This window comes from Streptomyces sp. NPDC020747 (genome assembly GCF_044334695.1).
Classification (GTDB): Bacteria; Actinomycetota; Actinomycetes; order Streptomycetales; family Streptomycetaceae; genus Streptomyces.
This window is the reverse complement of the sequence record NZ_JBIRTJ010000004.1, coordinates 364,465-377,823: the sequence shown is the minus strand read 5'-3', so window position 1 is coordinate 377,823 and position 13,359 is coordinate 364,465. Positions and strand designations below refer to the sequence as shown.

At 71.3% G+C, this 13,359-nt stretch carries 11 protein-coding genes; 6 read left to right on the top strand and 5 right to left on the bottom strand.

What is annotated here, in order from left to right:
- Window positions 1–32: 32 nt before the first annotated feature.
- Window positions 33–494, top strand: a complete 462-nt coding sequence (locus tag ACH4YP_RS14400) for a DUF6099 family protein (RefSeq protein WP_361067504.1) — start codon at window positions 33–35, stop codon at window positions 492–494.
- Between the two features lie 201 nt (window positions 495–695).
- Here the strand turns inward: ACH4YP_RS14400 and ACH4YP_RS14395 are convergent, their stop codons facing one another.
- Window positions 696–860: a hypothetical protein gene (locus ACH4YP_RS14395; protein WP_361072312.1), complete on the bottom strand. Its 165-nt coding sequence runs from the start codon at window positions 858–860 to the stop codon at window positions 696–698.
- A gap of 236 nt (window positions 861–1,096) precedes the next feature.
- Here ACH4YP_RS14395 and ACH4YP_RS14390 point away from each other — a divergent pair, with 236 nt between their 5' ends.
- Window positions 1,097–2,020: an LLM class F420-dependent oxidoreductase gene (locus ACH4YP_RS14390; RefSeq protein WP_398490742.1), complete on the top strand. Its 924-nt coding sequence runs from the start codon at window positions 1,097–1,099 to the stop codon at window positions 2,018–2,020.
- Between the two features lie 117 nt (window positions 2,021–2,137).
- Here ACH4YP_RS14390 and ACH4YP_RS14385 read toward each other — a convergent pair whose 3' ends face one another.
- From ACH4YP_RS14385 to ACH4YP_RS14375, 3 genes are all read right to left on the bottom strand, one after another.
- Window positions 2,138–2,791 carry a response regulator transcription factor gene (locus tag ACH4YP_RS14385; RefSeq protein WP_361072318.1) on the bottom strand — a complete coding sequence of 218 codons (654 nt, stop codon included), beginning with the start codon at window positions 2,789–2,791 and terminating at the stop codon, window positions 2,138–2,140.
- 4 nt (window positions 2,792–2,795) lie between these two features.
- On the bottom strand, window positions 2,796–4,283 hold the full coding sequence (locus ACH4YP_RS14380) for a sensor histidine kinase (protein ID WP_398490741.1): 1,488 nt from the start codon (window positions 4,281–4,283) through the stop codon (window positions 2,796–2,798).
- Window positions 4,284–4,377: 94 nt separating this feature from the next.
- A complete protein-coding gene (locus tag ACH4YP_RS14375) occupies window positions 4,378–5,676 on the bottom strand; it encodes a hypothetical protein (protein ID WP_398490740.1) in 1,299 nt (432 codons plus the stop codon).
- 267 nt (window positions 5,677–5,943) lie between these two features.
- On the opposite strand from ACH4YP_RS14375, the gene ACH4YP_RS14370 reads away from it, so the two are divergent.
- The 4 genes from ACH4YP_RS14370 to argF all read left to right on the top strand — a co-directional run bounded on the left by ACH4YP_RS14370 (window position 5,944) and on the right by argF (window position 12,499).
- Window positions 5,944–7,425 carry a 3' terminal RNA ribose 2'-O-methyltransferase Hen1 gene (locus ACH4YP_RS14370; protein WP_398490739.1) on the top strand — a complete coding sequence of 494 codons (1,482 nt, stop codon included), beginning with the start codon at window positions 5,944–5,946 and terminating at the stop codon, window positions 7,423–7,425.
- Window positions 7,422–9,968 carry a polynucleotide kinase-phosphatase gene (locus tag ACH4YP_RS14365; protein ID WP_398490738.1) on the top strand — a complete coding sequence of 849 codons (2,547 nt, stop codon included), beginning with the start codon at window positions 7,422–7,424 and terminating at the stop codon, window positions 9,966–9,968. Before ACH4YP_RS14370 ends, ACH4YP_RS14365 begins: the two co-directional genes overlap by 4 nt.
- A gap of 173 nt (window positions 9,969–10,141) precedes the next feature.
- Entirely contained in the window at window positions 10,142–11,368 is a 1,227-nt protein-coding gene (locus ACH4YP_RS14360) for an arginine deiminase (RefSeq protein WP_398490737.1), read from the top strand.
- Window positions 11,369–11,491: 123 nt separating this feature from the next.
- Window positions 11,492–12,499, top strand: coding sequence for an ornithine carbamoyltransferase (argF, locus tag ACH4YP_RS14355; protein WP_398490736.1), 1,008 nt, complete (start codon window positions 11,492–11,494; stop codon window positions 12,497–12,499).
- A gap of 55 nt (window positions 12,500–12,554) precedes the next feature.
- Here argF and ACH4YP_RS14350 read toward each other — a convergent pair whose 3' ends face one another.
- Window positions 12,555–13,007 carry an ATP-binding protein gene (locus tag ACH4YP_RS14350; RefSeq protein WP_398490735.1) on the bottom strand — a complete coding sequence of 151 codons (453 nt, stop codon included), beginning with the start codon at window positions 13,005–13,007 and terminating at the stop codon, window positions 12,555–12,557.
- Window positions 13,008–13,359 lie beyond the last annotated feature (352 nt).

The window sequence follows — 13,359 nt, the reverse complement described above, 5'->3', positions numbered from 1 at the left end:
GAAGAGCGCGTCGGGACAGACGGGGTCAGCGCATGGACGCGGTGCGGCTCATCGGCGCGAGCAGGTGCGCCCTGATGGGGAGCTCGGATGCTCCCGGAATCATGGCGGAGGCGTGGCAGGCGCAGGCCCTCGCCCAGGCGATAGGCAGTCGGCTGGCGGTGTCCGGGCCGCCCGAATTACGGGGCGAGGCGCTGGGGTTGACCGAGTTGGCGGGGCGGGGGTGCGGGGTGCTGAACACGCCGGTGCACGATGTGAGGAGGCTGCGGGCCGCCCAGCTCACCGAGCTCGGCGATGCGCGCGTCGCTCTCCTCGACCTCGGCGGGCTGCTCGGCGAGGTCGGGATAGCCCTCGTCGGGATAGCCTGCGCGGCCAGCGACGAGGGGACGTACTGGCAGTGCATGGAAGCGATCGACGCGGCGGACGAGTCCCGGGACCGGGTACTGGAGATGCTCCGAAGACTCGCGGTACGGGATCAGGGGGCGGCGGCGGGGTAGGGGGGTTTCTCGCCCCCGCCGCCGCTTCCCGTCCCGTCCCTGGGGGTTGCGCCCCCGGACCCCCGCATCGCGCTGACGCGCTCGTCCTCAAACGCCGGACGGGCTAATAGTCAGCCCCTCCGGCGTTTGAGGAGCGGGGGTTCGGGGGCCGGCCCCCGAGTAAGTGACGGGAATGGGCAGGGGCGGCGGGGGCGAAAAAGATCAGGTGCGGTCGGACCCGTCGGCCGAAGCCGGGGCCGGGCGCTCCGCCGACTGCTGGAAATCCGCGTCGAGTTGCGACAGATCCGCGTTGAGCGCCGCCATCAGCTCCTCCATCTGCTGCAGCAACCCCTTGGGCTGCGACGACGGAACGGCTTCCTGGGACATGACGGCCTCCTCGGCCTTCGCCCTCCCCACGGGGAGAACCAGCAACACACCGGCCGACCGCCGGCGACGGGTGCCGGGCGGTCCGGCTCCGCCCGAGCCAACGATCACCGCCCAGACGGGTCACTGGCCCGGTCTCACCCCACGCACACGGTTGACGGATTTTCACCCGACCGTGGACACGGAGGACCGGCGGGACCGATGAGGTTGACCGACGTTCGACCGTGCAGGATGGAGGCATGGATCTTCGAATCTTCACCGAGCCCCAGCAGGGCGCCACCTACGACACCCTTCTCGCTGTCGCCAAGGCCACCGAAGACCTTGGTTTCGACGCGTTCTTCCGTTCCGACCACTACCTCCGTATGGGGTCCGCGGACGGCCTCCCGGGCCCCACGGACGCCTGGATCACCCTCGCCGGACTCGCCCGCGAGACCAAGCGCATCCGCCTCGGCACACTGATGACCGCCGGTACGTTCCGCCTGCCCGGCGTCCTGGCGATCCAGGTCGCCCAGGTCGACCAGATGTCCGGCGGCCGTGTCGAACTGGGCCTGGGCGCGGGCTGGTTCGAGGAGGAGCACAAGGCGTACGGCATCCCCTTCCCCAAGGAGAAGTTCGCCCGCCTGGAGGAGCAGCTGGCGATCGTCACCGGGCTGTGGGAGACGAAGGTCGGCGAGACCTTCAGCTTCGACGGCACGTACTACCAGCTCACCGACTCGCCCGCGCTGCCCAAGCCCGCACAGCCCAAGGTGCCGGTGCTCATCGGCGGCCACGGCGCCACCCGTACCCCGCGCCTCGCGGGCCGTTACGCCGACGAGTTCAACATGCCGTTCGCGTCGATCGAGGACAGCGAGCGCCAGTTCGGCCGGGTGCGGGCGGCGGCGGAGGCGACCGGCCGCAAGGGCACCGACCTCGTCTACTCCAACGCGCTCGTCGCCTGTGTGGGCAAGGACGACGCGGAGGTCGCCCGCCGCGCCGCAGCGATCGGCCGCGAGGTGGATGAGCTGAAGGCGAACGGGCTGGCCGGTACCCCGGACGAGGTCGTCGAAAAGATCGGCCGGTACGCGGAGATCGGTTCCCAGCGGACCTACCTCCAGATCCTCGACCTCGACGATCTGGACCACCTGGACCTGATCTCCTCCAAGGTGCAGTCCCAGCTGCGGTAGCCGGGAGGTCGCCGCGCTCCGGCGATCCGCCGGGACGGTGACTGCCGCGGACTCGTCCCGGTCACGGGCCGACGAAACTCCTCGGCCCGGACCGTGACGGGGACCGAAGACCCCGCCTCAGCAGTCGGCCAGCAACCCCGCGTCATGGGCCAGGACCGCCGCCTGGACGCGGTTGGCGCAGCCGGTGCGGGTCAGGATCCGGCTGATGTGGGCCTTGACCGTGCCGGCGCTCATATAGAGCTGGTCGGCGATCTCGGCGTTGGACAGGCCCGTACCGAGCAGCCGCAGGACATCCCGTTCGGCCGGGGTCAGCTCCTCGGTCCTGCGCAGCGCGGCCTCGGTGTCACGGCCGGACCGCACGTGCCGTTCGAGCAGTTGGCGCGTGATCCGGGGCGCCAGGACCGGCTCACCCTTCGCGGCGAGTTGCACCGCGCGGATCAGTTCGGCGGGACCGGTGTCCTTCAGGAGGAAACCGCTCGCCCCGGCCCGCAGGGCCCGCGTCACGCTCGCCTCCTCGCCGAACGCCGTCAGCATCACCACACACGTACCGGGCGAGAGCCGGGCGATGTCCTCGGCCGCCGCGATGCCGTCCCGGGTCGGCATCTGGATGTCGAGCAGGGCGACGTCGATCTCCTGGGCGCGGCAGGCCGCCGCGGCCTCCAGGCCGTCGCCCGCTTCGGCCACGACCTCGATGTCGTCGGCGTTCTCCAGGATCAGCCGGATTCCGACGCGCATCAGTGCTTCGTCGTCGGCGACCAGGACTCGGATCATCACCTCATCTTAGGGCCGCCAACACCAGCAGGACGATCAGGAAGCCCGCCGTGGGCAGGACCACGACCACCGCCGTGCAGCCGGCCCCGAGGACGCGCGGCCAGGTCAGGGTCTCGGCCGACAACGGGGAGCTGGGCCCTGGCCGCCAGGTGCCGCCGGAAGGAGGGCGGGGCACATGCGGAAGGGGGGCGGCCCCGGGCTCCGAGGCCGTGGGCACAGGTCCGTGGCGAGCCGCCTCGGTGCTGACCGTGTGGGACGGCAGCCACGCCGTCACGCGGAAGCCGCCGTCCGGCAGGGCGCCCGCCCCGAATGTGCCGTCGAGCAACGAGATCCGCTCCTGAAGTCCGGCCAGCCCGCTGCGCGTTCCCCCCTGGGAGTCGCCCGGCAGACGCGGCACCCCGTTGGTGACGTCCACCTCGATCCCCGCGTCCGTGCCTCTGACCTCCACCAGGGTCGGTGCGCCCGACGCGTGTTTCAGCACGTTCGTCAGTCCTTCGCGGACCACCCGGTGGATCGCCTGACGGACCCGGGCACCCACCTCGACGGTGTCGGGAACCGACCAGACCAGCTCGACCGGGCCGCCACCCGTCTGCCGGGACTGCGCCACCAGAGCGGTGATGTCCTCGTACGTTCCCCGGTCGGTCCCGGTGTCGTCCGACAGGTCCGTGCGCCGCAGGACGCCGAGGATCTCGCGCAGCTCGTCCATGGCCGTCCCCGCGGTCGTGCGCAGCAGCTCCACCTGTCCGACCAGGGGCGGGGCCTGGCGCGCGGCGGCGAGTTCCAGCGCCCCGGCGTGCACCGAGATCAGGCTCAGCCGGTGGCCCAGGAGATCGTGCATCTCCCGTGCGATCCGGGTCCGTTCCTCCAGCCGGGCCGCCGCGTCGGTGAGCGTGCGGGTCTGCTCCAGGTAGGAGTTGCGCTCCCGCAGCAGGTCCACCATGGGCCGTCGTCGGCCCAGCATGGTGCCGGCCAGGGTGGGGAGCAGCAGGAGGAGTACGGCGGAGACGGCGTTCTCCGCCAGCTTCATCGGCAGGGTCTCCCACCGGAGCAGACCCGCGGCGACGGTCAGTCCGGCGAGCGCGGCGCAGGCCACCCCGACGATCCGCCACGCACGCCGGGGCGGCGCGATACGGCGGGTGGCGGACAGCACGATCAGCGGTACCACCGCCAGCACCCATACGTTGGCACCCATCACCAGCGGAAAGGCGCACAGGACCGCGGCGACCGGCCGGCCGCGCCGCGCGGCGACGAGCAGCACCGCCCACAACGCCTCGAGTACCGCGAGAACCGGCCGGTCCGGGGGTATCAGCAGCAGCGGGATCAGCCCGAAGGCCGCCGTGAGGGCGCACACCAGTGCCTCGGCCAGGACCGTACGACGTGGAGTGGCCCGTAGCGCGGCGCTGATCTCGGCCGCCTCACGGCGCAGTCGGCGTGCCGCGCCGCTCGGTCCGTGCCCCGGAGGCACGGGCAACTGCTGTTCCTCTTCGGTCACTCGACTCATGTTCGTCTCTGCCTCCGGCACCACGGATCCGCCGGAGGGAACGGTAGCCGCGGCGCGGAAGGCCGCGGCTCGGCGCCCCTCGATGTCATGCGCCCGACCGCGGACCCAGCTCCGCCCGCAACGCGGCGATGTCCACGCGCTCGGCGGCCAGCAGCCGTCCGACCGTCAGGCCCTCGTCCCGCGTCTCAGCGTCCCCGGCCTCCGCGCCCCCCGTCTCCGCGTCGACCGCGGGTGCTTGGAGCAGTGCCGCCAGCAGGTGGACCGTACCGACCGTGGGCGAGCCCTGCTCGGCGGCGATGAGCTGCGCGGTCGCCCTGGCCTGCTTGGCGGAGTCGGTGAGACGTGTCTGGTCGACGCCGCCGACCGGCGTGCCGATGGTCGCCGAACGGGCCAGGGACCCGTGCCGAACGCCGTGCCGGCGCAGGATTTCGGCGGCCGTGCTGACGGATGCCAGATCCTCGGGCAGCGACCGTCCGGCAACGGCCAGGGCCCGGTCCAGGGCCAGGATTCCCAGCAGGAGGTCCACGGGCTCCGCCTTGCCGCGCCCGCACCGAGCCGCCTGCCGTGCGGCCTCGACGCTCACCGCGAACATCACCGGTGAGCCGTAGATGGACGACCCGGCGGTCCACGACGCGATCGCGCGGGACAGACGGTTGCCGCTCTTGCCCAGCGTGCCGGCGCGGCGGAGAAGCAGGACGCCACGGGATTCCGGTCCCTCGGTCTCCGCCGAGGCCTTCGCGTCCAGTGCGTCGAGTGCCGTGGCCGCGGCGGCCAGGTCCAGCTTCTCCACGACCAGTGCTTCCCGGGCCCGGCTCGCCGGCAGGTTCAGCAGGGCCCGCGCCACGTGCCGGCAGCGCACCGAGACCGTTCCCTCGGCGCGGGCGGACGTGAGCGCCAGCAGCAGGCACGTCCGCGTCGCGTAGGTCATCCCGGGCAGCGGCCGGTCGTTCTCGTCGGCCGGTTCCTTCGCCTTGCGCGAGCCGCGCGACTGGTCGGCCGCAAGCCGGAGGCGCCACTGTGCCTCGCGCCAGGCGGCGGTTACCTCGGCCTCGTCCTCGTCGGTGGCGTCCACCGAAGTGCCGCCGTCCCCGTCGTCGTTCGCCCAGGCCGCCCCACCGGTCCCGGCGCGGCCCGACACCAGGCCGCTGAGCGAGCCGGGCTTCCGTATCCCGGGGGCTATCGCCGCACCGGCGTCCGTCTCCCCCATCACCAGCGCGGACAGCAGGTTCTCGGTGCCCACGGCCGACGACTCGTACCTGACCGCGCTGCGCATCGCCTCCATGAACAGCTCCAGGACGTCGAGCTCGAACTCCACGGGCACGCCGGCCGATCCGGCCATGGCGCCGGCATCGGTGTGTGCTTCGGTCGTCGGTCGCTGGTGCATCGAACGTTCCCCTCGGGCTGCTGCGGTGGCCGGACGAGACCGACGTTAGACGGACACCGCACGCGACGGCGTCGGCCGACCGGCCAAGCTCCCGGTCCGACCGGCCAGGTGTCCGGTCCGATCGGCCCGGACGCCGTACGCGGAGGACGGAAAATGCGTGACTTCGCCGGAGGGAATCGCTGTACGTTGTGCACGGTGCCGGACGGCGGCACCCCCGATTTCCGCAGTTCAGAAGCGGTTCTGAAAGACGTTTCGAGGCAGACCACCGTGTTCCTGACGATCAGTACCACCGGCACCCCAGAACGCCCCGCGACCGACCTCGGTTACTTGCTGCACAAGCATCCAGACAACGCGCTGGCGTTCTCCACCTCCTACGGCAAGGCGCATGTCGTCTACCCCGAGGCGGGCGTGGAGCGCTGTACGGCGGCGCTGTTGCTGGAGGTCGACGCGGTGGCACTGGTCCGGCGCGGCAAGGGCAAGGGCCGTGGCGGGGCCCCGGACGCGGCCCTCGCGCAGTACGTCAACGACCGGCCGTACGCCGCCTCGTCCCTGCTCGCCGTGGCGCTGAGCAGTGTGTTCTCCAGCGCGATGAAGGGCACCTGCAAGGCGAAGCCCGAGCTGCCCGCACGCCCGCTGCCGCTGCGCGTCGAGGTGCCCGCACTGCCGGCCCGCGGCGGCGCCGGCCTCGTACGGGCGCTGTTCGAGCCGCTCGGCTGGACGGTGGGTGCCGAACCGGTGGCGCTGGACACCGAGTTCCCCGAGTGGGGCGACTCGCGGTACGTGAGCCTCGTACTGGAGGGTGAGCAGCGGCTGGCCGACGCGCTGCGGCATCTGTACGTCCTGCTGCCGGTGCTCGACGACGCCAAGCACTACTGGGTGTCGTCCGACGAGGTCGACAAGCTGCTGCGGGCCGGGGAGGGCTGGCTGCCGGACCACCCGGAGCAGAAGCTCATCACCAGCCGCTATCTGTCCCGCCGTTGGTCGCTGACCCGGGAGGCCATGGAGCGCCTCGAACTCGTACGGCTCGCCGAGACGGACGACAGCGCGGTCGAGGAGATCGACAACGCCGTCGACGAGCAGACGGACACGGAGGAGAAGCCCGTACCGCTCGCGGTACAGCGGCGGGACGCGATCGTCGGCGCGCTGAAGTCCGCCGACGCCGCGCGGGTCCTCGATCTGGGCTGCGGGCAGGGCCAGTTGGTGCAGGAACTGCTCAAGGACACGCGGTTCACCGAGATCGTCGGTGTGGACGTCTCGATGCGTGCGCTCACCATCGCCTCGCGGCGGCTCAAGCTGGAGCGGATGGGAGAGCGGCAGTCCGGGCGCGTCAAGCTCGTCCAGGGTTCGCTCGCCTACACCGACAAGCGGCTCAAGGGGTACGACGCCGCCGTGCTGAGCGAGGTCATCGAGCACCTCGACCTGCCGCGGCTGCCCGCCCTGGAGTACGCGGTGTTCGGTTCGGCACGCCCCAGGACCGTGATCGTGACGACGCCGAACGTCGAGTACAACGTCCGCTGGGAGACCCTCCCCGCCGGCCATGTCCGGCACGGCGACCACCGCTTCGAGTGGACGCGCGAGGAGTTCCGCGGCTGGGCCGGAACGGTGGCCGAACGGCACGGGTACGGCGTGGAGTTCGTGGCGGTCGGACCGGACGACCCCGATGTGGGGCCGCCGACTCAGATGGCCGTCTTCACGGTGAGCACCCAGAACACGAAGGACCAGAACACGAAGGAGGAGAAGGCCGCATGACCAGCACCGACAACAAGGTTCGTACCCTGCCCGTCACCGACCTGTCCCTCGTCGTGCTGATCGGCGCGTCCGGGTCGGGCAAGTCCACCTTCGCCCGCAGGCACTTCAAGCCGACCGAGGTGATCTCGTCGGACTTCTGCCGCGGCCTCGTCGCCGACGACGAGAACGACCAGAGCGCCAGCGGCGACGCCTTCGACGTCCTGCACTACATCGCGGGCAAGCGCCTCGCGGCGGGCCGGCGCACGGTCGTCGACGCGACCAACGTGCAGCAGGAGAGCCGTAAGCAGCTCATCGACCTCGCCAGGACCCACGACGTGCTGCCCATCGCCGTCGTGCTCGACGTACCCGAGGAGGTGTGCGCCGAGCGCAACGCCTCGCGCACCGACCGCGCCGACATGCCGCGCCGCGTCATCCAGCGCCACATCCGCGAACTCCGGCGCTCCCTGCGGCACTTGGAGCGTGAGGGGTTCAGGAAGGTGCACGTCCTGCGGGGCGTGGCGGAGATCGAGAGCGCCGAGGTCCGCACCGAGAAGCGGTACAACGACCTGACCCACCTCACGGGACCGTTCGACATCATCGGAGACATCCACGGCTGTGCCTCCGAACTGGAGTCGCTGCTGGGCAAGTTGGGCTACGCGGACGGCGTGCACCCGGAAGGCCGTACTGCCGTCTTCGTCGGCGACCTCGTCGACCGCGGCCCGGACACCCCGGGCGTCCTGCGCCGCGTGATGTCCATGGTCGGCTCGGGCGACGCGCTGTGCGTGCCCGGCAACCACGAGAACAAGTACGGCCGTCACCTCAAGGGCCGCAAGGTCCAGCACACCCACGGCCTGGCCGAGACCATCGAGCAGATGGAGGGCGAGAGCGACGAGTTCAAGCAGCGGGTACGGGAGTTCGTGGACGGGCTCGTCAGCCACTACGTCCTCGACGGCGGCCGGCTCGTCGTCTGTCACGCCGGACTGCCCGAGAAGTACCACGGGCGTACGTCGGGCCGGGTCCGCTCGCACGCGCTGTACGGCGAAACCACCGGCGAGACCGACGAGTTCGGGCTGCCGGTGCGCTACCCGTGGGCCGAGGACTACCGGGGGCGGGCGGCCGTCGTCTACGGCCACACCCCGGTCCCGGACGCCACCTGGCTGAACAACACCATCTGCCTGGACACCGGTGCCGTCTTCGGCGGCAAGCTCACCGCGCTGCGCTGGCCGGAGCGCGAGCTCGTCGACGTACCGGCCGAGCGCGTCTGGTACGAGCCGGTCAAGCCGCTGGCCTCCGAGGCGCCCGGCGGACACGAGGGGCGTCCGCTGGACCTCGCTGACGTGCACGGCCGCCGGGTCGTGGAGACCCGGCACGCCGGACGTGTCTCCGTACGCGAGGAGAACGCGGCCGCGGCCCTGGAGGTCATGAGCCGCTTCGCCGTGGACCCGCGGCTGATGCCGTACCTGCCGCCGACCATGGCGCCCACCGCCACCTCCAAGGTGGACGGCTACCTGGAGCACCCGGTCGAGGCCTTCGCGCAGTACGAGTCCGACGGGGTGGCGCGGGTCGTGTGTGAGGAGAAGCACATGGGTTCGCGGGCGGTGGCTCTGGTGTGCCGGGACGAGGAGACCGCGCGCGAGCGGTTCGGCGCGGGCGGTGGTGTGTCGGGCTCGCTGTACACCCGTACCGGGCGCCCCTTCTTCGACGACTCCGCCCTCACCGAGGAGATCCTCGGGCGGGTACGGGCCGCCGTCACCGAGGCGGGTCTGTGGGAGGAGCTGGAGACGGACTGGGTGCTGCTCGACGCCGAGCTGCTGCCCTGGTCGCTCAAGGCCTCCGGGCTGCTGCGCTCGCAGTACGCCGCGGTGGGTGCGGCGGCCGGAGCCGTCTTCCCAGGAGCCGTGGCCGCGCTCGAAGGGGCCGCGGCGCGTGGTGTCGACGTACAGGACCTGCTGGTCAAGCAGCGGGAACGGGCCGTGGACGCCGCCTCCTTCACCGACGCGTACCGGCGCTACTGCTGGACCACGTCCGGGCTCGACGGTGTCCGCCTCGCGCCCTTCCAGATCCTCGCCGTGCGGGGCCGGAGTCTCGCGGCCCTGCCGCACGAGGAGCAGCTCGCGCTGATCGACCGGCTGGTGGCGGACGACCCGTCCGGGCTCCTGCAGACCACCCGGCGTCTCTTCGTCGACACGGGTGATCCCGAGTCGGTGCGGGCCGGTGTCGACTGGTGGCTGGAGATGACCGGCCGCGGTGGCGAGGGCATGGTCGTCAAGCCCGACCTGGCCGTGGTGCGTGGCGGGAGCGGGCGGCTGGTCCAGCCCGGGATCAAGTGCCGGGGGCGGGAGTACCTCCGGATCATCTACGGGCCCGAGTACACGCGTCCCGAGAACCTCGACCGGCTGCGGGGGCGGTTCCTCAACCACAAGCGGTCGCTGGCCCTGCGCGAGTACGCCCTGGGCCTGGAGGCCCTGGACCGGCTCGCGGAGGGGGAGCCGTTGTGGCGGGTCCATGAGGCTGTGTTCGGGGTGCTGGCGCTGGAGTCGGAGCCGGTGGATCCGCGGTTGTAGTTTTTCGCCCCCGCCGCCCCTTCCCGTTCCCGTCCCTGGGGGCTGCCGCCCCCAGACCCCCGCTGGAATTCAGCCCCTCCGGCGTTTGAGGAGCGGGGGTTCGGGGGCGGAGCCCCTGAGGAACTCCGTCGCTTCGGTGGGTGAACACGCGGCCGAATGGTCAGGATGGAGGCATGGGATTCCACGTCGACTCCGAAGCCGGGCGGCTGCGCCGCGTCATCCTGCACCGGCCGGATCTTGAGCTCAAAAGGCTCACCCCCAGCAACAAGGACGCCCTGCTCTTCGACGACGTGCTGTGGGTGCGCAGGGCCCGCGCGGAGCACGACGGTTTCGCCGACGTGCTCCGCGACCGCGGAGTCACCGTCCACCTCTTCGGCGACCTGCTGACCGAGGCTCTGGCGATCCCGGCGGCCAGATCGCTCGTCCTGGACAGGGTCTTCGACGAGAAGGAGTACGGCCCACTGGCCACCGACCACCTCAGAGCCTCCTTCGAGGCGCTGCCCGCGGGCGAGCTGGCGGAGGCACTGGTCGGCGGTATGACCAAGCGCGAGTTCCTGGAGGCACACCCGGAGCCGACCTCCGTGCGCTTCCATGTCATGGACCTCGACGACTTCCTCCTCGGCCCCCTCCCCAACCACCTCTTCACCCGCGACACCTCCGCCTGGATCTACGACGGCGTCTCCATCAACGCCATGCGCTGGCCCGCCCGGCAGCGCGAGACCGTGCACTTCGAGGCGATCTACCGGCACCATCCGCTGTTCCAGGACGAGACGTTCCACGTGTGGTCCGAGGGCCAGGCCGACTACCCGTCCACCATCGAGGGCGGGGACGTGCTGGTGATCGGCAACGGCGCCGTGCTGATCGGGATGAGCGAGCGGACGACGCCCCAGGCCGTGGAGATGCTCGCGCACAAGCTGTTCGCCAACGGTTCGGCGCAGACGATCGTGGCGCTCGACATGCCCAAGAAGCGCGCCCTCATGCACCTCGACACGGTGATGACGATGGTCGACGGCGACACCTTCACCCAGTACGCGGGGCTCGGCATGCTCCGCTCGTACACCATCGAACCGGGCGTCGGCGACAAGGAGCTGAAGGTCACCGACCACCCGCCGGAGCACATGCACCGCGCGATCGCCGCCGCGCTGGGGCTCGACCGGATCCGCGTGCTGACCGCCACGCAGGACGTCCACGCCGCCGAACGCGAGCAGTGGGACGACGGCTGCAACGTCCTCGCGGTCGAGCCGGGCGTCGTCGTCGCGTACGAGCGGAACCAGACCACGAACACACATCTGCGAAAGCAGGGCATCGAGGTGATCGAGATCCCGGGGAGCGAGCTGGGGCGGGGGAGGGGCGGGCCGCGGTGCATGAGCTGTCCGGTGGTACGGGACCCGGTCGGCTAGCCGTCGGCGTCGGCGCGGGGTCTCGAAAGTGAGGCCCACGTCTCGAAAATGAGTCCGTATAGAAATGTGGAGCGTCGTATAGAATTCCAAGAGTCCCTGTTTACGTAACCCTGGAGCGCCCCCATGGCGACAGTCCCGTACGCCCTCGCCGGCCGCCACTTCCTGAAGGAGCTGGACTTCACGGAGGAGGAGTTCCGCGGTCTGATCGGGCTCGCCGCGGAGCTGAAGGCGGCGAAGAAGGCCGGGACGGAGACCCAGCACCTGCGGGGCCGGAACATCGCGCTGATCTTCGAGAAGACCTCGACGCGCACGCGCTGCGCGTTCGAGGTGGCGGCCGCCGACCAGGGCGCGTCCACCACCTACCTCGACCCGTCGGGGTCGCAGATAGGACACAAGGAGTCCGTGAAGGACACCGCGCGGGTGCTCGGCCGGATGTTCCACGCGATCCAGTACCGCGGGGACAGCCAGGAGGGTGTCGAGGAGCTGGCCGCCCACGCGGGCGTGCCGGTCTACAACGGTCTGACCGACGCCTGGCACCCGACCCAGATGCTCGCCGACGTCCTCACGATGACCGAGCACACCACCAAGCCGCTGAACCGGACCGCCTTCGCCTACCTCGGCGACGCGCGCTTCAACATGGGCAACTCCTACCTGGTCACCGGCGCGCTGCTCGGCATGGACGTACGGATCGTCGCGCCGAAGGCCTACTGGCCCGCCGAGGAGATCGTCGACCGGGCGCGCGAGCTCGCCGTGCGCAGCGGGGCGCGGGTCACGCTCACCGAGGACGTGGCGGAGGGCGTCGCGGGGGCCGACTTCGTCGCCACCGACGTCTGGGTGTCCATGGGGGAGCCCAAGGAGGTCTGGGACGAGCGCATCGTCGCCCTCGGCCCGTACGCGGTGACGATGGACGTCCTGCGGGCCACCGGCAACGCGGACGTCAAGTTCCTGCACTGCCTTCCGGCCTTCCACGACCTGGGCACCAAGGTCGGCCGCGACATCCACGAGCGGCACGGTCTGGACTCGCTGGAGGTCACCGACGAGGTCTTCGAGTCGGCCCACTCGGTCGTCTTCGACGAGGCGGAGAACCGGCTGCACACGATCAAGGCGGTGCTGGTGGCGACCCTCGCCTGAGGGGCGCGCGGGGTACGAGGGGTGTGCTCAGGGGGCGCGACGGGTGATGCCGTCGCTACAGCGGGTTCCGCTGGTGCGGCACCGCCGGCAGCCTGAACCAGACGGCCTTCCCGGAGTCCGTGGGGCGGTGTCCGCACGACGAGCTGAGGGCGCGGATCAGCAGCAGCCCGCGGCCGTGCTCCTGCCAGGGGTCGGGCTCGCCCAACGGGTCGGGGATCGTGAGATCGCCGGGCGGGGACGGGTCCGGGTCGTGCACCTCGACCTGGCAGCCGGTCGGCAGCAGCTCCACGACCAGCTCTATGGGCCTGTCGCCCTTGGTGTGCTCCACGGCGTTCGCCACCAGCTCCGCGGTGAGCAGCTCGGCGGTGTCGCTGTCGGCGGCGTGTTCCAGTTCGGCGAGCGCTGTACGGACCAGGGCACGGGCGACGGGCACTGCCGCGGCGGTGTGCGGCAGAGCGATGCGCCAGGAGGCTGGGGCGTGGGGATCGTGCAAGGTGGGTCCGTTCATGGAGCAGGATGTCCTGCTTTCAACTTTAGGAATGGTACGACGCAACCGGACAGAGGCGCTCGGCGGGCTTTTTTCGGGACGTTCGGCCTGGTAACGGGCTGCTTACCCAGGTGAACGGTCCGCATCCCGCGTTCTGCGCCTGTCGTTACCGGCCTATCGACGAGTCGTGACTCCGTGACCGAGCTGTCGCGCATCCATGACGGCAGCGGCATACGCGAAACAGGGCCGTGGGGGGGGGGGCCCCCCCGGGGCGGGGCGCCCCCCCCCCCCCCCCGCGGCGGGGGGCCCCCCCCCCGGGGGGGGCGCCCCCCCCCCCCCACCCCCCCCCCCACCCCGACCGCGGGGGGGGCGG